The organism is Shewanella sp. KX20019, assembly GCF_016757755.1.
GTDB lineage: Bacteria > Pseudomonadota > Gammaproteobacteria > Enterobacterales > Shewanellaceae > Shewanella.
In genome coordinates, this window is sequence record NZ_CP068437.1 from 4,728,752 (window position 1) to 4,751,871 (window position 23,120).

A 23,120-nucleotide genomic window follows, 5' to 3' on the forward strand; every position below is an offset into this window, starting at 1 on the left:
CTAAAACATAAAGGAATAAATGATGAAAAAACTACTCGCGATGTCTGCCATTCTAGTTACAGGTTGCGCTGTTGCAGGTGATAAGCCCGCTGATAAACCTTGGCATAATGATAAGCCAACGCTATCAACGATTAATGCACCAACCAAGGTTATGCCAATGGTGTGTAAGCAAGAACAAGCTATGGCCTATCTCAAGGAGCTTCAATCTGGCGCCAAAGATATCTACAACATCAAGTCAAACGATCATGGTGGTAAGGGTGCCAATGAATCTGGTTGGTTAACTTGGCGTGTAGATGACCCGAGCAACCTAATCCCTTGTCCTGAAGGCGGCGCAAGTGCAACGGAAGTAGGCATGTGCTGGAAAGAGCTTAACGACGAACCTACGGTTATTGGTTTAGTGCGTGTAGCACCAGGTACTGCCGCGCCACATTACCACCGTGAAATGGAATGCTACTACGGCATAAGCGGCCAAGGGTTAACTTGGGCACAGGAGCGTATGCAACCATTTGGTCCTGAAGACTACATAGAGATTCCAAGTAAAGCGATGCACTACACGCCTAACACTTATGATGACCAAGATTTGATCTACATGTACTGGTTCCCACTTGATGGCAAGTTCTCAACATTCAAATATCAATGGCCACAAGATGTAGGACCAGGTGAGCAATTGATGTTTGATTTCATTCCATACACTGACTCTAAGTTAGTACGCTCAGGTAACGGTGGTTACGGTTGGGATGTAGTTAAAAAGTCTAAGTAAATACACTTAGAACTCCTGATTTCCCCACCTCCCAATGAGAATGAGGTCGAGTTAAATTGGTCTCATTATATAATATGAAAAAACTTATCCTAGTGTTCAGTTTACTGTTGAGCCCAACTCTTGCTGCAGCAGAGACGGTGTCAATCCTTTGGAACCATTTAGCCCCCGGCGCAGCTGATCTACCAGCAGAGAGCAATATCAACCCGGCTCTCAATGGTAAAAAAGTTATTATTCCTGGTTTTGTAGTGCCTTTAGATGGCAAAAATAGTGGTTATGTAAAGAATTTTTTGTTAACACCACAGCAAGGCGCTTGCTTTCATAAGCCCCCTTCACCATCAAATCAATTGATCCATGTTTCATTTGATGTACCGGTCGCAATTACAGATTTAGAGAAACCTATCTATGTTGCAGGTATTTTAACTGTTAAAAATGCGCAAGCAGGATTTGCCAAAACAGGCTATCACCTACAGGGCATTGAGGCTATTCCTTACCCGGAACCAACAAACCTCGTTAGTACCTCTAAAGAGCACCAACACTAAATCAACGTTTAGGTAAGCAAAGTACAAGGTTAGGATGATGAAAAATAATAAATTTATGCTCTCACTGCTGACTACAGCAATCGCACTTTCAAGCTCGGCAGCATTTGCTGAAGAAGAACAAGAAGATGGTATTAACATAGGCGGCGCGGTGCGCGTTAACTATGGTTACAAAGATTACAGTGAAGCCTCAAAAGACAAGGGCGGCGACCTAACCTTTGATATGGCGGCGATTAAGTTTGACGGTAAGAAAGGTGACTGGGGATTAGCGGCGGAATACCGCTTTACCTCAAACACTAATTACATCAAATATGGTTACGCTACTTACGATGTCGATCCTGATTGGCAACTGCAATTTGGTATTAACAAGGTGCCATTTGGTAACCGTGATTTTATCTCAAACAGCTGGTGGTTTGGCCTGCCTTACTACCTTGGTTTCGAAGATGACCATGATGTGGGCGTAAAGGCTATCTACGAAAGTAGTGGCTGGCATACAGACTTAGCCTTCTACAAGAATGCTGAATATGGCCCAACCGAGAACAAACGTTACTCAACAGATCTGTATACTGGCACTATCAATGGTACCGAGTATAACAACGAAGAGACTAACCAGTTCAACGTACGTCAAACTTATACCGCTGAGCACGAAGGCGGCCAGACAACGTTTGGTGGCTCAGTGCAATATGGCCAGATCTATAACAGCAAAACCGGCAACAATGGTGACCGTTATGCCGTGGCACTGCATTTAGACAGCAGCTATAAAGATTGGAATCTACAGCTACAAGCGATGCAGTATGAGTACGACGCGGCAGATGCTGAAGATCCCAACAAAATCGGTGTGTCAGTGGTTAGCTGGCAGTATGAGATCGCCTCTAAAGGTCAATCATACAGCGTCAACTTGGCTAAAACATTCAACACCGACTGGGGCAGTGTTAAGTGCTACAACGATTTTGGCTTAATGACCCCTGATGTTGACGACGATGATTACGACAACAGTATGCAAAACGTGACTGGTTGTGCGATTTCAGCAGGTCCAACTTACACCATGGTCGATTTTGTCATGGGTAAAAACATGACCTTCTCTACAGCCAATAATGACCACGTCGGTTTACCAGAGATGGGCGATGATTGGGACAAGCGCGTTAATATCAACTTCGGCTATTACTTCTAAGTAATAACCTAAACTCATGGTAATTGCTCCCCGCAATTTGTACACGATTACCTCGAGTTTTCATTTTTGGATCAGTGACATCATCTCAAACATCACCGCTTTTATTCGATCCAGCCCTTTTATTGAGGGCTTTTTTATCTCCCGATGGCCTCTAAACGTGAACAGTCTGAATGGGGAACACTCGATGCACAAGCTAATGCGCTGCATGCTGAGCAACTCATATGATCACGGTAGTGTTTATCGAAAAACCGAATCGTCTGGCTTTCTAATGAATCAAATAACTGCTGATTAAGCGGCTTCGACCATTTGTATTGCGCCATCAGTTTCGACAAATGGCGGTAACAGGTTTCACGGCGATTCGATAGGTATTCGGGCGCAACTAACTGGCTTTCGAATTGAGTGAGGGAGCCGGTTAAATAAAAAGTGATCCCTTGTACCAGTTCCTTAACTTGCAGCGGTGTCGCATCAAGTTCGCCTTTTTCAACCGCCTCATTGAGCGAATCAGTAAACCAGCCCCAAAAAGCATTGATGCGCTTTTTAAATCGTTCCACCTTCTCATCACTGGCAAGTTGCCACACCATGGTATTGACTGACACTGAACGTAGGGTGAAAAAACTCTTACTGCGTTTAATGGTTTCGAAGGTAAACAAAATCGGCAATAGCACTTTCTCTTGCGCGGTTAGCTCAGGGGTTTGATCGATAAATACAGGTAGATGATTGGAGGTCGCGCTGCGTAGAAATAAGCAGACTAGAACATCCTCTTTACGCTCAAAGAATTTGTACAGCGTGCCCGTGGAACAGCCCACTTCTTTGGCAAGCTGAGAAAACTTAAATGACACAATTCCCTGTGATTCAATCAGCATCTCTGCTGCATCAAGTATTTGATTGCAACGCATCATCGGCAATGCTTCAGTTGGACATTTCATCATTACAACCTGTATATCTATTTGCGCTAATTATGCGCTGTTACCAATTATTGGTTTAGCTATTGCTTCATTTATCGGGACTAACTTCACGCTAATACCTGTTTATTAGTAGGCTTTGTGAGTTACTTCATACAAACATTCCAACCATAACCATTAACTCAGTATAAAATCCTGTCACATTTCACCACTGCCGCTAGCTAACCACTTTTGAGTAGAGAAAAGATCTTCGAGAACTGACTCACGAATAAATTTGTCACTGAAAAAATGACGTGACTTAGTTCACCTTTAGCAGCCGAATTTGCGTTTATCGTTACCTCATTCCCATTCAGAGGATTCAAGAATGCAAGGTAGAAGAAATTTTTTAAAACTAGCAGCTGGTGCAACTGTTGGTGGCGTAGCGGCAACGTTACCCGGAACAGTTCAAGCAAAGTCGTGTGGCGAGATTAGCTGGAGCGAAACCGTAGATACATTGGTTGTCGGTTCTGGCTTTGCTGGTTTATCAGCAGCGCTCAATGTAAAACGTCAGGGGCTGGGATCTGTTCTGGTTTTAGAGAAAATGCAGGTGATTGGTGGCAACTCAGCCATTAATGGCGGTTGGTTAGCGATTCCCAAAAACCCGACTCAATTAGCCCAGGGGATCAATGATGATTCACCTGAAGAGCTGATTAAAGATCAGATAATTTCCGGCCGCGGTATGCATAACGAAGCGGCACTTCGCCAAATTGCTAACCATGCATTAGATGCCTATGAACTATGTATTGATACCGGCGTTAAATTCAAAAAAGACTTTAATATTCAAGTGGGCGGCCACAACAAGGCTCGTGCAATCCGTACCCAGCATGGTACCGGCGGCGATATCACCACCAAGCTCTATGAAGCGGGTGTAAAGGAAGGCGTTGATTACCGCCTACAACACTACATTGAAGACTTCATCATGGATGGTCAGCAGATCATCGGTGTCAAAGTACGTAAAAACTACCGCTTCCCCGATCTGAAAACCGGTAGCAGTGTGTTTATCAAAGCCAATAAGGCGGTGATCTTAGCTAACGGTGGTTTTGCTCGTAACATGGCGCTACGCGAAGTCGTTGATCCATCACTGGATCCAACACTCGATTGCACCAATGCATTAGGTGCAACAGGTGAAGTCACCCTTACCGCAATGGCTCACGGTGCGCTACCCGTGCATATGAACCTTATCCAAACGGGTCACTGGGGTTCGCCAGATGAAGGCGGGTTCGGTTGGTCTAATGCGCTGCTTTCAATCGGCTGGCATCAAGGTGCAGCTATAAGCGTACTTAACGGTAAACGCTTTATGGATGAGCGCGCCGATCGCAAAACCTGCTCCGAAGCGATTATGAAAAACCGCTACCAAGATGGTAGCCCAGCTTACCCAATCGTGTTGTTTAACTACAACAACTATGCCGAAGACCATCGTGTTACCCGCGCTATTCGCGACAAAATGGCATGGAAGCTAGATTCTCTCGACGATGTCGCCGCGCAGTTCAATATCCCTGCAAGTGAGCTAAAACGTAGCATTAGCGAATACAACACTCATGTTAACGCCCGCAAGGATCCATTGTTTAACCGCAAAATGGATACCGCGGAGGTGCTAACGGGGCCATTTGTGGTATCTCGAATTTGGCCAAAGGTGCACTACTGCATGGGTGGATTAAAAACAGATTTGGCCGCTCGAGTCATCGATGGTCGCTCAATGGCTCCGATTAAAAACTTATATGCCATTGGTGAAGTTACTGGCGGTATCCACGGTGAAGCACGCCTGAGTTCAACCTCTTGCCTAGAGTGCCTCGCAATGGGGATTGTCGTCTCCACAACCATTAAAGCTGATCTTAAGGGAGCCGTCTAATGAACAAGCTATTACTAACAGCTCTGCTGAGCTTTGTGGTGTCACAAGGCGCAGTGGCCGGTGAACTGGTCAAGATGAAGGGCAGTACTAAAGGCCGGGTTAATCACGAATTTATTTACCAAGATGGCTGTCAATCTTGCCATCAAGGTTCAGGTAAGAAAAACGCTACTGATGCCGCATGCGTAGAGTGCCACGGCGACATCAACAGCATAGATGTTGATGAAACCAAACTGGCTATCCCAGAAGCGGATCCGCATAAATCACTGCATTACAACCAAGGCGCAAGTTGCCTTGCATGTCATGGCGAGCACGAGAAAAAAGCACCTGTTTGCGCAGAGTGTCACCGTACTTGGTTTGAAGAGATGTAATGCCACAAATTGAAATACAAAAAATCTAAATATAGATAGGGGAATGATGATGAAAAAAACCACTAAGTTTATGTTGTCTATGGTGGCTACAGCAATCGCGCTTTCAAGTTCAGCGGCATACGCCGAAGAACAAGAAGATGGTATTAACATAGGCGGCGCAGTGCGCGTTAACTATGGTTACAAAGATTACAGTGAAGCCTCAAAAGACAAGGGCGGCGACCTAACCTTTGATATGGCGGCGATTAAGTTTGACGGCAAGAAAGGTGACTGGGGATTAGCGGCGGAATACCGCTTCACCTCAAACACTAATTACATCAAATATGGTTACGCTACTTACGATGTCGATCCTGATTGGCAACTGCAATTTGGTATTAACAAGGTGCCATTTGGTAACCGTGATTTTATCTCAAACAGCTGGTGGTTTGGTCTGCCTTACTACCTTGGTTTCGAAGATGACCATGATGTGGGCGTAAAAGCTATCTACGAAAGTAATGGCTGGCATACAGATTTAGCCTTCTACAAGAATGCTGAATATGGCCCAACCGAGAATAAGCGTTACTCAACAGATCTGTACACTGGCACCATCAATGGTACCGAGTATAACAACGAAGAGACTAACCAGTTCAACGTACGCCAAACTTATACCGCTGAGCACGAAGGCGGCCAGACAACCTTTGGTGGCTCTGTACAATATGGCCAGATCTATAACAGCAAAACCGGTAACAATGGTGACCGTTATGCCGTGGCACTGCATTTAGACAGCAGCTATAAAGATTGGAATCTACAGCTACAAGCGATGCAGTATGAGTACGACGCGGCAGATGCTGAAGATCCCAACAAAATCGGTGTGTCAGTGGTTAGCTGGCAGTATGAGATCGCCTCTAAAGGTCAATCATACAGCGTCAACTTGGCTAAAACATTCAACACCGACTGGGGCAGTGTTAAGTGCTACAACGATTTTGGCTTAATGACCCCTGATGTTGACGACGATGATTACGACAACAGTATGCAAAACGTGACTGGTTGTGCGATTTCAGCAGGCCCAACTTACACAATGGTCGATTTCGTCATGGGTAAAAACATGACCTTCTCAACCGCTAACAACGATCATGTTGGCTTGCCTGAAATGGGCGATGACTGGGATAAACGCGTTAACATTAACTTTGGTTACTATTTCTAACGGATGAAGATGTAGTTAACTAAAGATCTCGGCAAAAGCAAGGTCGCTCCCACTTTGCTTTTGCCACCTAATACTATTTATCTAGCCTACTGACATATCACTTTGATATTGCTCTCACTCCTTTTTAGCCAGCCCAATTAACCATGCCCTTGTAGGGTTTCGCGGCTATTCCCAACAAGACAAAACTATGAAATCAATAATTCAAACTACCATTGTTATTAGCATGGTTGGCACTCTATCTGCACCCTTATTAGCTAGCGAGTATCACTTTGGTGGATTTATCAAAGCGAATGCGCGTTACATTGATGGCGACATCGCTTTTCAAGATAGTTGGACCGGAGGCGGCAGCGTTACTGAGTCAGCCAAACGGAGTCAGTTCAGTGCAGCGGAAAGCCGTTTTAATGCTAGCGTGACACAAGGGGATGTAAAAGGGTTTGCCGAAATCGATTTTGCCGGTTCATCACAAGGTAATGCCGTTTTTTCTAACTCATACAGTCCACGCCTAAGGCATGCCTTTATTGAGTATCAAGCCGTCACCGCCGGGCAAACTTGGTCAACGATGGTCAATAGCAGCACCTTTGCAGAAACTGCCGACTTAGGTGGGCCATTGGTGGGCCAAGCAATGGTACGACAAGCATTAGTCCGTTATCGAACAGCTCATTGGCAATTTGCGCTTGAAAACCCCTATACCTACGGCACTCAAGCTGTAAGCGATAGCGTTCAAACAGCAGCGGGAACAGAGTGGATAGACACCAGTAATGACTACGTACCCGACGCCATTATCCGTTACGACCAACAAGGCGGTTGGGGCAATGTTTCAGTCTCCAGTTTATTGCGTTATTTAGACCCCAGTGATAACGCGCAGTTGGCGGCTGGAGTTTCGGTCGCCGCTAAGCTACACACCTTTGGCAAAGACGACTTACGATTGCAGTTGCACTACGGCAATTTAGGCCGCTATGTTGGTACAGATGCCGCCCGCGACAGCGTCAATGACGAGATAGAAACAACCACTTCAGCCATGTTTGCTTATCGCCACTTTTGGACAGAACGCACTCGTTCAAGCCTGTTTTATGGCCGTACCATAACCGAAGTGGAACAAACTGACCGCTTCCATATCGGCGCCAACGTCTTTACCAACCTAACCCCTGTATTAGCACTGGGATTTGAAGTAGGCCGCTATCAAATTAGTGACGGCTTATCCGCATATACCTTACAACCCGCAGCTCAAGGCTCATCGAATTACGCACAGTTAACCTTGCAATTTCATCTTTAAAAGTCACTAAAGAAAAGAATATTCGCGACCCTGCTCACGAATAAGTTTGTTACTCAAAACGCGGCGTGATCCAATTCAAATTTACGCCGTAACAATCGCTTTATTGTTAGTTCAAGCCCGTTTAAACGAGCACAATATCGCAGCTTAAGCTGCTTCAGCTAAAAACAGGATAGGAATGATGAAACTAAAAATGATATTTGGCATGGCAGCGCTAACATCGGCAGCCGCATTCGCCCAAGGCCCACAATGCGATCACGCACAACTGCCATACCAGCAGATGACACCAGTGCCATATGACAGCACGCCGTATTCGCCACAAGACACAATGCCAGCTCAGTGTAGCAACCCTATGGTCGAAGCATACATTGCCGACTGGGAAGCGGGTAAAATTGATTTCACCACCATCCAATCTAACAGCAGTATTGCTGCTGATCAGCGTTTCTGTAAGACGTTGGATGACGATGGCAACGTGCTAGAAGTTAAAGACTGTGACAAGTCAAAATCACCGGTTGGTTATATCTGGAAAGAGCTTTCAGATAGCCCTATGGTGATGGGTATTACCGATGGTGGAAAGTCTGATCATGCACCGCACTTCCACGGTCAACCAGAGTGTTACTATGTGGTAAACGGTGAAGGTAAGACTCTGGCTGACAACAAGTTCCAAACCTTAGCAACAGGCCAATACTTTTATATTCCAGGCGCTACTATTCACAACACTCCAATCATGAGCGATAAAGGCTTAGGAGTAATGTACTGGTATCCAAATAATGCACATTTCGATGGCTTCAAGTACTACTGGCGTAAAGATGTTAAAAACCTACGCGTTGCAGAAGAAGCATTTGACCGCGTTGATGAGATCCGTAAGCGCGACCTAGATTTAGGCCCATACGGCACTAACGAAGCTGTTTTCAAAAAATAGTTTAAGTGACTATGGTGTGGGGCTCAATAGAGTCCCACATTGACTTAAACCACAAGCTGCTAAAATGCCTCATTAACATTGAAATAAAAACCGCTGTCACCATCACCCCACGCCATATCTAAGCGCAAATTCACTCTTGGTTTAACTTCAAAGCGATAACCCACCCCGCCGTTAGGCAATATTTTACCAGCATCAAACTCACTAACATCAGCTGCGATTACGCCAGCGCCACCCCAGAACACCATGCCATGTCGACCGGGAAGATTGAGTCGATACTCCACTTGAGTCATCAACATCTGCTTATCCCGATAGCGCCCAGATGTGTAGCCACGCAGTAAGTCACCACCGCCAGCCTTTGATAACTGATCCCAAGGCACATCTCCAGAAGTAAAACGGCCTCGAACCTGCCAGGCTAAGATATCTTCGCCACGGCCGGTTTTCATGTATTCGCTATAGAGCGCGTTGTACACATCAAAGTCGGTTTTACTGCCAAGATATTGTCGATAAAAAGCGGCGTCAATTTCTAAAATACGTCCTGATTGCGGGTTTAATACGTTGTCTCTAGTATCATGATTTAGCAGCAGGTTAACCCCGACACTACGCGAACTATGTTCAAGAGCCTCAGTATCAACCGTTGAGTCCAGCGGGTTTATATCATCGGCGCTGGCATAGCTAAAATCAAAGCCAATGCCCACAAAACTGCTCGGGCTCATTCGCTGTAACAACATAGGGTTAATCGATACTATTCGCTGGTTATACTCGACACGGTTAATGTCGGCATGGTTACTGTCATAACCGACACCGTAAAACACATCGGGTGCATCATAGAACTCGGCATTAAGGTAGAAGCGCTGCTTGTCTTGATTGATAAAGGTCTTATTGGCAATCGCAACCCCTAATGCACCATTGGTTGAGGCCAGACCATTAATCACCAAAGATGACAGTTGACTCACCTCATCATCGGGATCAACTTGGTACAAACCGACCGCAGAGATCCCCACCCCGAGATCCATCTCTGGATTATAAAAGGGTCCCGGCAGATAGCTAAAATCGATCAGCTTATCGGGGTTAAACTCACCATCAGCGCCTAGGGTTTGTAAGAAATCCTCCAACCAACCCTGAGACACGTCATCATCTTGTGCTTGGACAGCCTCTATTGGATCTGTCGACTCCGTGGCTGCAACGTAGGGCGCTTTGAGCATACCCGTTAAAACAAGACTTAGAATTAGCGTTTTAGCGATATTGCCGCCAGTCATGGTTGTACCTCTAACTCAGTAAGGTAGCTAGCCCGCTGCTGAATATGCTGCTGTAATTCAATTGAATCTTGTATTTGGTTGTACTCGCTGATGCGATAAAAATCAGCTTGAGTAAATCCATTACGCCATAGCGACTCCGGGATATGACTAAAGCTGGCAGTGAATTTATCCGCCACCAGCAGTTTTTGCTGAGCAATAGCATCAATGTCTATCCCATGAAGGGTGTTACTCAGGGCTAAGTGGTGCGGCTCAACATCCGCTTCATAAAGTTCGGCAATCTCGTTCCATTTAACATGGGAGCTCGCTAAGGCTTTTGGTACTAGATAAGGGGACTGTTTATCACCTAACGCATAATGGCGTTTGAGTAGCATAAACTTGCTCGGCAAGGGTTGCTTTGAATCCCACCATACACCATCAATGACGTCAAATAGCGCATTGGTTTGTTCGATAGCAACAGGCTCTAACCAAGTGAGTGTCGCTGCGAGCCATTGGGTCATATGTTGGTTATATAGCTCTTTATTCATCGCTAGATTATTGTTCAGCAAGGCTAATGCGATTTTGGCGCCCAACATATTGGAGTAAAGATCTTCAGGTGAATAGGCCGATACAGCTTCAGACCAGGGTGCCCAACTGCGATAGCCGTGCCACTGTGCTATTTCATGGGCTTCAGCCATAGAATAAGCCAAGCGCACCGATATGGCCGCAGCAAGTTCCCAGCGCTGAGCGGCTGTTAAACCTGAGGTATCAAAGGCTTTGAGCTCTATGCTGCGCGGACCAATTTCATCAGGCAGCAGGATACTTTGTGGCAAACCCAGTTGCGGAAAGATTCGATAGAACAGGGCAATAGCATTATCCGCAGTATCGCGAACATGGGCTAGATCGATAAAGCCACCGCGCAGGGTGTAAATTTGGCCATTATTCTCGCCACCACGGCTACCATTAGGCGCATCTTTTTGGTAGCTAAAGGTCCCCGCCTCAAACGCGTGCGGTCCAACACTGTCGACCGCTAGCGTATTAGCATAACGAAAGAAGGGGACAGACAATGAGCCCACTTGGACTTTCTGTGCATTGCCAAAAGCGCAGCATGGGCGAACGTCTTCAGGCATGCGCACTAACGGCAAATCTTGCAACACAACGTCCCCCATCAACAACGGGTCTGGCTCATTATCTAGCGCGGCAGCGATCGCAATATCACTCGGTAAAGCGCGTACTTGCCAGTCAGGACTACTACACGCGCCAAGCAGCAATACACTCATCACCACGGCAACACTTTGCCTCATTAACAAAGCTAAGTTAGCTATCATCATTGTACAAACGCCCTAACGGCTTGGCTTATGAGCTCTGGATAATCATTGCTAAGTCCATGAGCACCCTTTGGGATCACCATAATCGGGGCATTTAGATAGTTAGCCAGTTGGATCCCCGATGCTAAGGGAAATACTTGATCACGCTCGCCCCAGATAAGCATGCTCGGCGGTAACGACGCTGTCGAAACAGTTGTGGCTATACGGTCCCTATCGGCCGGTAAACTATCAATAAGCACCTGTTTTTCATTATGATACCCAGCAAAATACTGAGCATATATTGCTGCATCGATAAATGCGGGATACCAAGGAAAGTCGATAAACGTCGCATTGAGTAAACGGCGCATCTCGGTGGCATTTTTCGGCACAAAGATGTCAGTGGCGCTCTCAACAGCAAAGCGTTGATTCAACTCCTCGAGATCAGCATCAGAAAACAGCACCCCAGGGCTGGCTAGCAACACGGCCTTTTCGACCCTAGGCTCGTTAATCATCAAGTCAAAAGTGACAAAGCCACCGTAGGAGATCCCCACGACATTGACCTTGTCAACATTAAGCGCATCAATAAGCTGGCGAACTGCTTGCGACTGAGTCGCGAGACTTGGAGTAGCCTCACTAACAGAGTCACCAAACCAGGCTAAATCTGCGGCGATGACCTGATAATCCTGACTCAGGTCAAGCATCACTTGCTGCCAACTAGTGACTGCGGTGCCGCCAAAGCCATGGATAAGCAGCACTGTTTTACCTTGCCCTGCTTGCCAATAATTGAGCTTGCCACCCTCTGCTAGCGTGAGTTGCTGCTGTACAAAACCCACTTTTTTTAGTGCTGTTTTTTCACTTGAATCAACCATCTCGACGATTGAGCAACCACTGATAAATAGCATGCTGAGCATTAGATAAATAGATCGCATAATTCCCCCGGAACGCCTTATAAAACTTCCGATTAAATGTCCTAAAAGCGGTAACCTAAGCTCATCATAAAGCTCGTTCGTGTGCCAAATCCCAGCTCCATCAATAGGTCGATATTTTTAGTCACCCCTATTTGGCCACCAATCAGGCCATTCCATTTGTCTTCGAGGTGTTGGTTAACCTCAAATTTGGCATTGCCTAGTGGAATACCGATATCTCGCAGGTAACCGCTAAACGTTTGTTCGACATTTTGGTACATAGCCCCGACCCAAACTTGAATATCGTGCTGGTTATAACTCGTTCTGTAGCCTGCGCGAGGCGAGACGACGATGCTGCTGATCTCGCCATCTAGAATATCCAAATTAGTATTGGTGTAATTTACATCCAACAGTGCAAACCAATTGCCAATGCCTCCCACTAGCGTGCCGCCCACGCCATAGGTCGTGCCTTTAAAGTTGAGTTCAAAATCGAAAGGATCGCTAATGCTACTGCAGGGATTGACCGTACATGCCAGTGGCGGCAGTAACGACGACCAGTCAGCTTCAAGCTGCACATTTGCCACACTGCTGCCTTTGGTATGCCCTAGTACCCCGTACAAATTTAAAAATGGCAGCACCCATGCATCCGCTCGAAAGGTGATGGTTTCTGAATCTTGCAGCGCTTCACTGCCGGTTATGCTGAGCAGATCATCTAGGCCACCCAGCCCAGAAAAGGCTACTGAATCGACAATTAAAGGTTGCTCCATCGACATATAGTTGAAGCTAAAGCCAAACGGTTTAGGCAGTTCATGACCCAAATCGATGGCTTCTTGTGCCCAAATTGGAAAGGTGCGGTCGTAACGCACTGTATGTGGCTCTCGCTCGATAGCGTGAACCGGTGTAATACAATACAGCATGACGAATATAGCCATGATTTTTACAATATTAAGCATGTATAGGTTGAGCCTTTACTGGATAAGAATGGACTAAATGTTGTTTCATTGAAGGTCGCGCATAGATTAACTAAGACGAGGCAATACATTAGCGAAGCGTAATTATTGCGCACTAATCTGAAACAAATCTGAAGTGAAAACGATTACAGAAAATCATTAGAGTAAAGAGTCTAACTTTAAAGTGGCATTTTTGAACAAGATTAACCGCTCAAGCGTAGATAGGTGACTTGCGGAATAATTAAGCGTTTAGCTCAAAATGAAGCGGATATATTTAAATTTACTTAAAGCTGAGCATGCAATAAAAGGGGAACTGTTGCCTAAAACCCTTAAATTAAAGTTGCCATTAAGCGACGGCTGCTACAAATTAAAAATAACGCCTTAAAATATTAACCCACTATATATCAGTAAATTAACAGTATTGCGTTCCATTACATATAGCCAAAATAGAAAATTCGGCGATCGCTAATACCATTCAGTTATTATTCAGCTAGCCTCCCCTACTATAGCTCCAACGAAACGAAACAGCCCGATTGGCGATGAGCACAATCAAACATTTTTTAGTGTGGGAGCACAAACATGAAAACTAAATCACTTATCTTAGCGTCAGTAATCGCAACCGTAATTTCAGCACCAACAATGGCAGCAGACTGGTTTATTGGTGGCGGTGTTGGCGCACAGCAAAACTCATATAAAGGTTCAACTACGACTGAAGTAACGGTTGACCCAGGGTTTAACAGCCAAACTGAACATTGGTCAACATCTGAAGATAATGCAGTTTACGAACTAAGAGCGGGTGTTTACTTAAATGACAATAACCGTGTATACGGTACTTATTCTTACAACTCAGATGATTTTGCTAAGCAGCAAAGTTTCTTGATGTCTTACGATTACTTAGTTGGACTAGGCGACAGCAACAAAGTTAACTGGTTTATTGGTGCAACAGCCGGTGTTAATCACGTCAGCCCAGAAACTGCACTTGCTAGCTCAAGCAACAACTTTGTCTGGGGTGGCCAAACTGGTATTATGTACAAGATCAATGACAGTCTAAGCACAGAAATTGGTTACCGTTACCTTAAGCAGGATTATGATGCATCAGCATCTATGACAGTTCAGCCTCCAATGGAAGGCGCTATTGGTAGCACAGTAACAGAGACTGCATCACTCAATGATAGCCAGCAACTATACCTATCTATCGACTACCGCTTCTAAGCAAGTCGTTATATAGACCTTGCCTCACGCTAGCGCACGGGGCATACAAAAAAACCAGCGATATACTATCGTTGGTTTTTTTGTATCTGCTATCTGTTGATACTTATCAACATTATGCTTCGACACTACCAACATCATATTCTCAGCCTCATCTGTCCGCTAGAAAACAGCGTCCCCATTAAAGCAATAGCAGAGTCATAATGTTTTCTAACTCCATATCTGCTATTTATATAGTAAATATCACTAAAGCGAGAATACAGATGTGCGGTCGACTGAATGTTATCGATGATATATTTGTACAAGCATTGATGGAAGAACTGCGCATTAACAATAGCGACGAGATGCTATTTTCTCGTTTTAAAATGCCGACCAATGATATCTCTATCGTCCGAGAACATAACGGCGAGCGCTCTTTGCAAACCGCCTCTTGGTGGCTGCTACAGCAAACTACCTATGATGGCTTTAAGCCGAGTCGCTTTACTTCATTCAATACTCGCTTCGATAAACTCAATCAACCCAATAGCGCAGGCTTTAACGCCTTTAGAGAGAGCCGCTGCATTGTGATTGCCAAAGGCTTTGGTGAAACCGAGAAAAACGGCAGTAGCTATATTTATCATGATTTTGTCGCGGAAAATGCAGCCATCGCCTTTGGCGGTTTATACCGAGAATGGCAACACCCTAGAACGGGCGAAAGCCGCGTATCTTGCTCGATTATTACTAATCCTCCACATCCCGACTTATTGCCTTATCACAGCAAGGCAAGTCCAATGATTTTACCTAAAGATGAAGCCGTGATGGACGCTTGGTTGAGCCCTGAGAATCAACAGGTCGATATGTTTGATGAGCTATTAAAGCCCGCCCTTAGGCATGACTTTATTGCCCAACAGATAGATAAGCCCAGCCTACACAATGCGATCGGCAAGCCATCGAGATTAATCCCCAATGACTTTCTAGCCAGTCAGTGCACCACCACTGAATAATCAAATTCACTAATCAAAACGGCTGCCGTTAGAGTAAGAGCCACTACAGCGTTAGACCCCACATGTCGAATGTCTCTCGGCAAAGTTGCTCTCTAAAATCCGGATGGGCGATATCTATCAAGTCTCTTGCCCGCTCTCGTAATGACCTGCCTCTTAAATTAACGATGCCATACTCGGTGACGACATAATGCACGTGGGCGCGAGTGGTCACCACTCCCGCTCCGGGAGATAACACGGTACTGATCCGCGAAACTGAACCGCGTGCAGCGGTGCTCGGTAGCGCTATCACCGAGCGTCCGCCCTCAGAAAGGCCTGCACCGCGGATAAAGTCCATCTGGCCACCCACTCCTGAATATATTCTGGTACCCAGGGAATCAGCACAGATCTGTCCAGAGATATCCACTTGCAGCGCGGAGTTAATTGCCATGACATTGGGATTTTTACGGATGATAGACGTATCGTTGACCTGCTCGATATCCATAAATATTACCGATGGATTATCATCGACATAGTCGTAGAGTCGCTGACTACCGAGGGCAAAGCCTGTGACTAGTTTACCTGGATGCACCTTCTTACGACTGTTATTGATCACCCCAAGCTCGACTAAGTTAAGCACCCCATCTGAAAACAACTCGGTATGCACCCCGAGATCTTTATGCTCGGTTAAACAGGAAAGCACCGCATCAGGAATGGCGCCGATCCCCATCTGTAGGCAGTCACCGTCACGTACCAACTTCGCCACATTTTGGCCTATCGCGAGACTAACCTCATCGCTTGCGGCTAATGGATGTTGTGGCAGCGGCATACTCTGCTCGTATACTGCGGCAAACTTATCATAATGGATAAAACCATCGCCATGGGTTCTCGGCATTTGCGGGTTTATATGGGCAATTATTTTACCCGCCACCTGACAAGCGGCCAATGTTGCTTCAACCGAGATCCCTAAAGAACAGATGCCATGTTTATCAGGAGGTGAAACTTGAATGATGGCGGTATCTATTGGTTGCTCACCCGACCTAAATAACTTGGGGACTTCAGACAGAAAAATAGGCACGTAATCCGCATCTCCCTGCTGTAATAGCAAGCGTGTAGGCAAACCACCAAAGAAACAGCGATGCCGCAGGTGTCCCTTGAGCTTCTCATCGCTCAGCGATTCTGCGCATTCAGTGTGCAACTGCAATAGGGTCAAGTCTTGTTTGGTTAATGCATGCTCTGCAAGTGCGTTGAGCAGTAGGGTCGGAGTCGCCCCCATTGAGTGAGTCCATAGCGTCTCACCACTCTGAATTAAAGACACAGCTTCTAAAGCAGTACTACAGATAATTGGCGCCATTAAAGATACCTAATGTGATTATTATGTCGGCAGTGTATGAGGTTAGAGCGTTGATTAACAGCGATTAGCTATGTCAGTTAACGATGGTTTGATCTTAAACAACTCAGCCCATATATGTATAACGGAGGCCATTCTGAACACCTCCGCCTAGCGCTGTAATCTACAACCCTCCAATACAAGACTAATGTAGGCTAATCATTGTTGTAATAAACGCAATTTGCCCATCATTTAAATGAGATTAGATCACCTAGTGATTGGCGAAGACCGATAATAAAATCATATAAAAACCCTTAAACCAGACAAAGAGTAATGATTATCAATTGAGCTTTTGAAGAAATATTAATTTTTATGAAAACTTATTAATGGTTATATTAAAAGTTATTAACGAATAGACTTTAATATATAAACATATGAACAAAAACCATAGTCATTAATATTAATTCACACTTCAAACAATGCACATGAAATAAGTGCAAAGCATTTAAGTAAATATAATCAGAACCAATACGAACAACAATAACCACAATAAAAACAAAGAGCTATATCAAACCTAAAACTCAGCAGATTTAATAAGCCCGCCATCTAACAGAGACTACTAAATAAAGATCACGATCACGTATAAATTATTTTTAAATCAAAAATCACAACTCCAACCATACCTATTTAGTAATAGTTGCACATTCAAACTACAATTCACCTGCAAAATAATTAACATAAAAAACACCAAACCATAAAATATTTAACTGTAAGGCCAAGATGATGAACAAATGTATTTTCACTAAATTACTTTGTGGGATATTCGCTTTCGCGTGTTTATCTCTCTCAGTTCAGGCGGCCCCCTGGAACCAACTCACTGGTGAACAACTGGAACAGCAACTGGCGGAGAAATTTGCTCAGGGTAAATACTCCAAGAAAGGTGCCGACTCCTGCCTGATGTGTCATAAGAAAAATGACAAGGTCATGGCGATATTCGATGGTGTACACGGCAACCCAAGCCAAGCGAATTCGCCTATGGCGGGTCTGCAGTGTGAAGCCTGTCATGGTCCATTAGGCAAGCACAATAAGGGCGGTAAGGAGCCGATGATCGCCTTTGGCAAAGAGAGCAAGCTGCCAGCACAGAGTCAGAACAGTGTTTGCCTGGGATGCCATAACGATCCTAAGCAGATGGCATGGCATAGCAGCAGCCACAATTTAGACGAGGTGGCCTGCAGCGATTGTCATAATATCCACACCGACAAAGATCCGGTAATGGATCAGCTCACGGTCAATGACACCTGCACCTCCTGCCACACTCAGCAAAAATCTGACATGAATAAGCGCTCATCCCATCCGATGAAATGGGATCGAATGACCTGTATCGATTGCCATAACCCACATGGATCCATGAGTGAAAGCGCACTAAACCACACCACAGTCAATGACACCTGCTATAGCTGTCATGGCGAGAAACGTGGCCCCGTTTTATGGGAACATGCGCCGGTTACTGAAAATTGTGCCAACTGCCATAACCCCCATGGCAGCGTTAATGAAGCCATGCTCACTCACAGAGCACCACAACTATGTCAGCAATGCCATATGGACGATGGCCATGCAAGCCGTGCCGTACAGCAAGGCGGAAGTGACGCCTTTGGTGCCGGTAAGAGCTGCCTCAACTGCCATAGCCAGATCCATGGCTCCAATCACCCAGCCGGCAGCAAGCTGCAGCGCTAATCAGGAGTAACTCAAATGAGATTCAAATTTAACCTCATCACGTTATCACTTCTCGCCATATCGGGCGCGGTAACGGGCTCAGCAATGGCGGCAGACTTTGGCGTAAACAGGGCTAATACCAGTACTGTTAAACAGGGCACATTTCAATGTAAGCGTTGCCCTCAAGTCGATGGCTATAGCGGCACAATCGCTATCAATGCCGCCTATATTGAGAGCGATGATATTCACTCCGGCAATGCTTTCGGTACCGGCAAAGACGGCCCGAATGCCAGTTTAGATGCCGACCTCAATTACCGAAACGATGCAGGCTATAAGGCCAAGTTTCAGGCACACCGGTTAGGTCTGGATAACGGCTTCGCTCACCTTAAAGCTGGAAAATCAGGTCACTATGAGCTAGTTGCTGATTATCAACAACAAACCCGCTATCAGTCTGGCGATGCACACAGTCAGTTATGGTACAAAGATGGCGTGTTGACCCCGAGTGAACATACTCAGACCCAGGAGCTCTCCCTGCAGAGAAACAAAGCTGGCCTGGGTCTGAGTTATGGCCGGGATTTCTATCAGGCTTACCTGCGTTATGATCACGAGAATAAAACCGGCTACCAGAGCAGCAGCATTGTCACTCCGCGACCAGTTAATTTCGGTCAGCCTGTCGATGCCAACACAGATAGCCTCACCACAGGTCTGTCACTGTCTGGCGATAGTTGGTCTACAGACTTCAATTACTTTGTCAGTCAGTATAACAACGATATCGGCGCCTTAAGTCTACCCTACCTGTATGACGTCTTTGCACCTGCTCCTGACAATCAGGCTCATCAACTTAGCCTGTCGGGTCAATATCAGTTAAACCGCACCGTCATAAGCGGCCGCCTGACATCGGGCAAGATGATCCAGGACGATGATTTGATCCAGATGTCCGGTAACCCACTACAAAACTGGGACGGAGAGGTCGAGACTTTAGACGGCAAGCTGTCAGTCACCTCGCTTGTGAGCAATAAATTCAGACTCGGCGGCAGTGTCGATTACAGCAAGCGCGACAACAAGAGCTCGGTATGGGAGTTCGCTCAATATGAAGTTAACGGCATCACGGGTGCATTTAAGCAAAGTGTTCCTTTAGACACCGAACGTCGCGGCCTCAAGGTTAATGCCAGTTATCGCTTCAGCGGCGACTATCGCCTACAGGCCGGCTACGACCGTAAAGAGATGGAACGTAGCCATGGCGACCGTGAGCAGACCAATGATAATGTGCTATGGGCCAAGCTCAATGTCCGCGCATTGGATAATCTCAAGCTTAAGTTTAAGGCCTTCCTCGATAATCGTGGCGGCAGCGAATATCAAACCAGCGAACTGACCTCATCTGAAGCTAACCCTTTGCTACGGAAATACTACCTGGCTGACCGAAAGCGCACCGCCTTCGAAGCCAAGTTTAATCACACCCCGACCTCTTGGCTCAGCCTAGATATGACCGCCCGCTATGCCAAAGATGATTTTGATGAGACTCAACTGGGCCTGACCGAATCTGAAGATTACGGTTATGACATCAACCTTGGCCTGCAACTTGATGCGCACCTGTCAGGTTATGCCTTTGCCGGTCAGCAGTGGATCGACTCTGCACAAGCCGGCAGTCAGAGTTTCTCAACTCCTGATTGGTTCGCCGATATCGAAGATGAGTTTATCAACCTGGGCGCGGGTTTTACCTACACTGGGCTACTGAAAGACAAGCTCAGTCTGGGCGGCGATTACCTATTCACAAACTCCACCAGCGATACGATAGTCACCTATGACGCCACCACGCCACAGGGGGATTACACCTCTTTCAACCATAGTCTCAAGCTACATGCGAACTACGCATTGAGTGAAGAGATGGCGTTAAAACTGGCTTACCAGTATGAGCGCTATTACGACACCAATTACGCGCAAATTGATGTCGATACTGTTCCAGGCCTGACCACCTTAGGTGACCTGAACCATAACTATAACGCGCACCAAGTGATGTTGTCGTTTAGCTACCTGCTGCGCTAATGCAAACAGTGCTAATCATAACTGCAATGAGGAAAAGATAATGGAACGCAGAAGTTTCTTAAAAATGAGTGCCGCACTAAGTTGCGCAGCAACGGTTTCAGGCTGTAACTCAAGCTCTAAAGATGTTGAAGTAGTACCGCCTACGCCCCCCGTGGTTGGTGAAAATCTAAACTGGTCGGCTTGTCTGGTTAATTGTGGATCTAACTGCCCAGTACAGGTTTTTTCTACCGATGGGGTGATCACCCGAGTAGAGTCTCAATTTACCACCACAGATAAATACGGTGACCACGACGTACGCGCCTGCCCACGTGGTCGATCGCTACGTAAACGTGTCTATGCTCCCGATCGTCTGAAATACCCGATGAAGCGTGTTGGTCCTCGTGGCAGTGGACAATTTGAGCGGATCAGCTGGGATGAAGCTCTGGATCTGGTGGCTGAAAAACTGCAAGGCACCATAGATCAGTACGGTAATGAATCGATTCACTTCACCTATAACTCAGGTGCGCGTTATCACTTTTCTGGTAAGCAGTGTCTCTACCGTCTAATGAACCTTAAGGGTGGTTATCTCAACGCCTATGGTGATTATAGCTGGTCACAAATTTATGAAGCTGCTGGGCAAACATACGGCTCAGCGGGTCCCGGTTGGCAGGGAAGCAGCGTCTCTGAGATGCAAAATTCAGACTTAGTGCTGATGGTCGGCTACAACCCATCTGAGATCCGCATGAGTGGTTCGGGTGAAGCCTATGACTTCCTAGTACAGAAACAGCAGCATAAGTTTAAGACTATCTTGATCGATCCACGTTATACCGATTCTGCCGTAGGTAAGGAAGATCAATGGCTCGCTATCCGTCCGGGAACCGACGCGGCGCTATTCGAAGCCTTAGCTTATGAATGGATCACCACCAACACAGTTGATCAGGCCTTCTTAGATAAATACTGTGTCGGTTATGACGAGAAGACCATGCCTGCTGGCATTGGCTACGAAGAGAGCTATAAGGCGTATATTCTCGATAATGCGACGGTTGGTGACTCAACTCCTGGTGTTAATGCTAAGACACCAGAGTGGGCAGCTGCGATCACAGGTATCGAAGCCCACCTCATTGTCGAGTTGGCCCGCGAGCTGGCTGCAGCTCGAGCACCTTTCATCCAAATTGCCGCGTCATTAAACCGTCAGGCTGCCGGTGAAAACAACACCCGAGCCGGTTACATGCTGCCTATTCTGTTAGGTCAATTGGGTCTGCCCGGCACTAACTGCGGTGGCCTGTGTAAGGGCTCTTCTCTGCACGCACCGTCAATGCCTACAGGCTCAAACCCAGTAAAGAAAGCCATCTCATTCTTTACCTTCACTCAGGCCATCGAAGACGGTAAGAACATGACCGTCCTGTCCGATGGGGTACAAGGTGTCGATCTTGATGAAGAGGGTGACGGTAAGCTAGACACAGATATCAAAGCAATCATCAATTACGGTGGCAACGCGCTGATTAACCAACATTCAGACGTGCGAAAAACAGAAACCTTGCTTAAAGACGACACCAAGTGTGAATTTATTCTGGTCGTCGATAACTGGATGACACCCAGTGCCAAGTTTGCCGATATCTTGCTGCCAGACGTATCCTGGCTTGAATCAGAGGACTTAGTTAACCAAAGCTACGCTGCAGGAGATACAGCCTCTTTGGTACAGATGAGCAGCGGCGTTGAACCTATGTTCGAGAGCCGTCCTATCTATGAAGTCTGTGTCGATCTTGCTAAACGTATGGGTGTTGAAGCAGAGTTTACCGAAGGTAAGAGCCGCAAAGATTGGCTGGATCAATTCTATGCCGAATCTAAAGCTGCCACCCCAGAACTACCAGAAAAAGAGGTGATGCTCACACAAGGTATCTATCGTAAGTATTTGCCGAACGGCGGCTATATTGTACTGGAAGACTTCCGCACCGACCCTGATGCAAATCCCCTAGGCACGCCATCAGGAAAGATTGAGATCTATTCATCACGCCTGGCAGAGAAAGCCCGTACCTGGAAGCTCAAAGAGGGTGACGTAATATCTGCGCTACCTAAATATGTGCCAACCAGGGAAGGTTATGAAGATACCGAGACCAAGAAAAAGTATCCATTACAGCTTACAGGTTATCACACCAAGGGCCGTGCCCACTCTAGTTTCCACAACGTTCCCTGGCTACGCGAAGCTGTACAGGATGCTGTATGGATGAACCCGCTAGATGCGAATAAGCGCGGACTCAAAACTGGCGATAAGGTCCATATATTCAATGATCGTGGCACCATCGAAGTCGAAGTAAAGGTTACGCCTCGTATCATGGTCGGCGTAACAGCACTGGGTCAGGGCGCATGGTTCCAACCCGGCGGCGATGTGGATAAAGGTGGTTGTTTGAACGTGCTAACCACACAACGCACCACACCTGTAACTAAAGGTAATCCTCAGCACACAAACCTAGTTGAAATCCGTAAGGTCTGATAGGA

The 23,120-nt window shown here is 46.2% G+C and carries 19 protein-coding genes; 13 read left to right on the top strand and 6 right to left on the bottom strand.

Translation table 11 applies throughout. The features are described 5' to 3' along the window. Window positions 1–19 precede the first annotated feature (19 nt). The 3 genes from JK628_RS20460 to JK628_RS20470 all read left to right on the top strand — a co-directional run bounded on the left by JK628_RS20460 (window position 20) and on the right by JK628_RS20470 (window position 2,467). A complete protein-coding gene (locus JK628_RS20460; RefSeq protein WP_202286751.1) occupies window positions 20–760 on the top strand; it encodes a cupin domain-containing protein in 741 nt (246 codons plus the stop codon). Window positions 761–834: 74 nt separating this feature from the next. Beyond that, the gene (locus JK628_RS20465) at window positions 835–1,299 is read left to right on the top strand and encodes a DUF3299 domain-containing protein (RefSeq protein WP_202286752.1); all 465 of its coding nucleotides are present in this window, start codon (window positions 835–837) and stop codon (window positions 1,297–1,299) included. 34 nt (window positions 1,300–1,333) lie between these two features. Beyond that, window positions 1,334–2,467: a porin gene (locus tag JK628_RS20470; RefSeq protein WP_202286753.1), complete on the top strand. Its 1,134-nt coding sequence runs from the start codon at window positions 1,334–1,336 to the stop codon at window positions 2,465–2,467. Between the two features lie 134 nt (window positions 2,468–2,601). Here the strand turns inward: JK628_RS20470 and JK628_RS20475 are convergent, their stop codons facing one another. Beyond that, window positions 2,602–3,393: a TetR/AcrR family transcriptional regulator gene (locus tag JK628_RS20475; RefSeq protein WP_202289907.1), complete on the bottom strand. Its 792-nt coding sequence runs from the start codon at window positions 3,391–3,393 to the stop codon at window positions 2,602–2,604. Window positions 3,394–3,733: 340 nt separating this feature from the next. Between JK628_RS20475 and JK628_RS20480 the strand changes: the two genes are divergently transcribed. From JK628_RS20480 to JK628_RS20500, 5 genes are all read left to right on the top strand, one after another. Next, entirely contained in the window at window positions 3,734–5,257 is a 1,524-nt protein-coding gene (locus JK628_RS20480) for a flavocytochrome c (protein WP_202286754.1), read from the top strand. Continuing rightward, window positions 5,257–5,625: a cytochrome c3 family protein gene (locus JK628_RS20485; RefSeq protein ID WP_202286755.1), complete on the top strand. Its 369-nt coding sequence runs from the start codon at window positions 5,257–5,259 to the stop codon at window positions 5,623–5,625. Before JK628_RS20480 ends, JK628_RS20485 begins: the two co-directional genes overlap by 1 nt. 46 nt (window positions 5,626–5,671) lie before the next feature. Next, on the top strand, window positions 5,672–6,805 hold the full coding sequence (locus tag JK628_RS20490) for a porin (RefSeq protein WP_202289908.1): 1,134 nt from the start codon (window positions 5,672–5,674) through the stop codon (window positions 6,803–6,805). A gap of 223 nt (window positions 6,806–7,028) precedes the next feature. Then, window positions 7,029–8,078 carry a DcaP family trimeric outer membrane transporter gene (locus JK628_RS20495; RefSeq protein ID WP_443020019.1) on the top strand — a complete coding sequence of 350 codons (1,050 nt, stop codon included), beginning with the start codon at window positions 7,029–7,031 and terminating at the stop codon, window positions 8,076–8,078. Window positions 8,079–8,253: 175 nt separating this feature from the next. Then, complete coding sequence (locus tag JK628_RS20500) at window positions 8,254–8,997, top strand: cupin domain-containing protein (protein WP_202286757.1); 744 nt, start codon at window positions 8,254–8,256, stop codon at window positions 8,995–8,997. Window positions 8,998–9,056: 59 nt separating this feature from the next. Here the strand turns inward: JK628_RS20500 and JK628_RS20505 are convergent, their stop codons facing one another. From JK628_RS20505 to JK628_RS20520, 4 genes are read right to left on the bottom strand one after another with little or no spacing between them, the layout of a single operon-like run. Further along, on the bottom strand, window positions 9,057–10,253 hold the full coding sequence (locus JK628_RS20505; RefSeq protein WP_237524078.1) for a BamA/TamA family outer membrane protein: 1,197 nt from the start codon (window positions 10,251–10,253) through the stop codon (window positions 9,057–9,059). Then, on the bottom strand, window positions 10,250–11,560 hold the full coding sequence (locus JK628_RS20510; protein WP_237524079.1) for a DUF4056 domain-containing protein: 1,311 nt from the start codon (window positions 11,558–11,560) through the stop codon (window positions 10,250–10,252). Before JK628_RS20510 ends, JK628_RS20505 begins: the two co-directional genes overlap by 4 nt. Continuing rightward, window positions 11,557–12,465 (bottom strand): alpha/beta fold hydrolase, encoded by a 909-nt coding sequence (locus JK628_RS20515; protein ID WP_202286758.1) that lies wholly within the window; start codon window positions 12,463–12,465, stop codon window positions 11,557–11,559. Before JK628_RS20515 ends, JK628_RS20510 begins: the two co-directional genes overlap by 4 nt. 41 nt (window positions 12,466–12,506) lie before the next feature. Then, window positions 12,507–13,394, bottom strand: coding sequence for a virulence protein (locus JK628_RS20520; protein WP_202286759.1), 888 nt, complete (start codon window positions 13,392–13,394; stop codon window positions 12,507–12,509). A 576-nt stretch (window positions 13,395–13,970) separates the two neighbouring features. Between JK628_RS20520 and JK628_RS20525 the strand changes: the two genes are divergently transcribed. Both JK628_RS20525 and JK628_RS20530 read left to right on the top strand, forming a co-directional pair. Next, a complete protein-coding gene (locus JK628_RS20525) occupies window positions 13,971–14,603 on the top strand; it encodes an outer membrane beta-barrel protein (protein ID WP_202286760.1) in 633 nt (210 codons plus the stop codon). Window positions 14,604–14,863: 260 nt separating this feature from the next. Continuing rightward, the gene (locus tag JK628_RS20530; RefSeq protein WP_202289910.1) at window positions 14,864–15,583 is read left to right on the top strand and encodes an SOS response-associated peptidase family protein; all 720 of its coding nucleotides are present in this window, start codon (window positions 14,864–14,866) and stop codon (window positions 15,581–15,583) included. 43 nt (window positions 15,584–15,626) lie between these two features. Here the strand turns inward: JK628_RS20530 and JK628_RS20535 are convergent, their stop codons facing one another. Then, window positions 15,627–16,913 (bottom strand): acetyl-CoA hydrolase/transferase family protein, encoded by a 1,287-nt coding sequence (locus JK628_RS20535; protein ID WP_202286761.1) that lies wholly within the window; start codon window positions 16,911–16,913, stop codon window positions 15,627–15,629. Window positions 16,914–17,669: 756 nt separating this feature from the next. Between JK628_RS20535 and JK628_RS20540 the strand changes: the two genes are divergently transcribed. The 3 genes from JK628_RS20540 to JK628_RS20550 are packed head-to-tail and all read left to right on the top strand — an operon-like array spanning window position 17,670 to window position 23,115. Next, window positions 17,670–18,623 (top strand): DmsE family decaheme c-type cytochrome, encoded by a 954-nt coding sequence (locus JK628_RS20540; protein ID WP_202286762.1) that lies wholly within the window; start codon window positions 17,670–17,672, stop codon window positions 18,621–18,623. Between the two features lie 15 nt (window positions 18,624–18,638). Beyond that, window positions 18,639–20,645, top strand: coding sequence for an MtrB/PioB family decaheme-associated outer membrane protein (locus tag JK628_RS20545; protein WP_202286763.1), 2,007 nt, complete (start codon window positions 18,639–18,641; stop codon window positions 20,643–20,645). Between the two features lie 40 nt (window positions 20,646–20,685). Beyond that, entirely contained in the window at window positions 20,686–23,115 is a 2,430-nt protein-coding gene (locus tag JK628_RS20550; protein WP_202286764.1) for a DMSO/selenate family reductase complex A subunit, read from the top strand. Window positions 23,116–23,120: the final 5 nt, after the last annotated feature.

What these genes read in the sequence shown, in the direction of transcription:
- JK628_RS20510 (WP_237524079.1), bottom strand. Translation starts at nt 11,560, where the DNA reads ATGATGATAGCTAACTTAGCTTTGTTAATGAGGCAAAGTGTTGCCGTG.
- JK628_RS20520 (WP_202286759.1), bottom strand. Translation starts at nt 13,394, where the DNA reads ATGCTTAATATTGTAAAAATCATGGCTATATTCGTCATGCTGTATTGT.
- JK628_RS20480 (WP_202286754.1), top strand. Translation starts at nt 3,734, where the DNA reads ATGCAAGGTAGAAGAAATTTTTTAAAACTAGCAGCTGGTGCAACTGTT.
- JK628_RS20495 (WP_443020019.1), top strand. Translation starts at nt 7,029, where the DNA reads ATGGTTGGCACTCTATCTGCACCCTTATTAGCTAGCGAGTATCACTTT.
- JK628_RS20540 (WP_202286762.1), top strand. Translation starts at nt 17,670, where the DNA reads ATGATGAACAAATGTATTTTCACTAAATTACTTTGTGGGATATTCGCT.
- JK628_RS20505 (WP_237524078.1), bottom strand. Translation starts at nt 10,253, where the DNA reads ATGACTGGCGGCAATATCGCTAAAACGCTAATTCTAAGTCTTGTTTTA.
- JK628_RS20465 (WP_202286752.1), top strand. Translation starts at nt 835, where the DNA reads ATGAAAAAACTTATCCTAGTGTTCAGTTTACTGTTGAGCCCAACTCTT.
- JK628_RS20485 (WP_202286755.1), top strand. Translation starts at nt 5,257, where the DNA reads ATGAACAAGCTATTACTAACAGCTCTGCTGAGCTTTGTGGTGTCACAA.
- JK628_RS20545 (WP_202286763.1), top strand. Translation starts at nt 18,639, where the DNA reads ATGAGATTCAAATTTAACCTCATCACGTTATCACTTCTCGCCATATCG.
- JK628_RS20550 (WP_202286764.1), top strand. Translation starts at nt 20,686, where the DNA reads ATGGAACGCAGAAGTTTCTTAAAAATGAGTGCCGCACTAAGTTGCGCA.
- JK628_RS20535 (WP_202286761.1), bottom strand. Translation starts at nt 16,913, where the DNA reads ATGGCGCCAATTATCTGTAGTACTGCTTTAGAAGCTGTGTCTTTAATT.
- JK628_RS20475 (WP_202289907.1), bottom strand. Translation starts at nt 3,393, where the DNA reads ATGAAATGTCCAACTGAAGCATTGCCGATGATGCGTTGCAATCAAATA.
- JK628_RS20515 (WP_202286758.1), bottom strand. Translation starts at nt 12,465, where the DNA reads ATGCGATCTATTTATCTAATGCTCAGCATGCTATTTATCAGTGGTTGC.
- JK628_RS20470 (WP_202286753.1), top strand. Translation starts at nt 1,334, where the DNA reads ATGATGAAAAATAATAAATTTATGCTCTCACTGCTGACTACAGCAATC.
- JK628_RS20525 (WP_202286760.1), top strand. Translation starts at nt 13,971, where the DNA reads ATGAAAACTAAATCACTTATCTTAGCGTCAGTAATCGCAACCGTAATT.
- JK628_RS20500 (WP_202286757.1), top strand. Translation starts at nt 8,254, where the DNA reads ATGATGAAACTAAAAATGATATTTGGCATGGCAGCGCTAACATCGGCA.
- JK628_RS20530 (WP_202289910.1), top strand. Translation starts at nt 14,864, where the DNA reads ATGTGCGGTCGACTGAATGTTATCGATGATATATTTGTACAAGCATTG.
- JK628_RS20460 (WP_202286751.1), top strand. Translation starts at nt 20, where the DNA reads ATGATGAAAAAACTACTCGCGATGTCTGCCATTCTAGTTACAGGTTGC.
- JK628_RS20490 (WP_202289908.1), top strand. Translation starts at nt 5,672, where the DNA reads ATGATGAAAAAAACCACTAAGTTTATGTTGTCTATGGTGGCTACAGCA.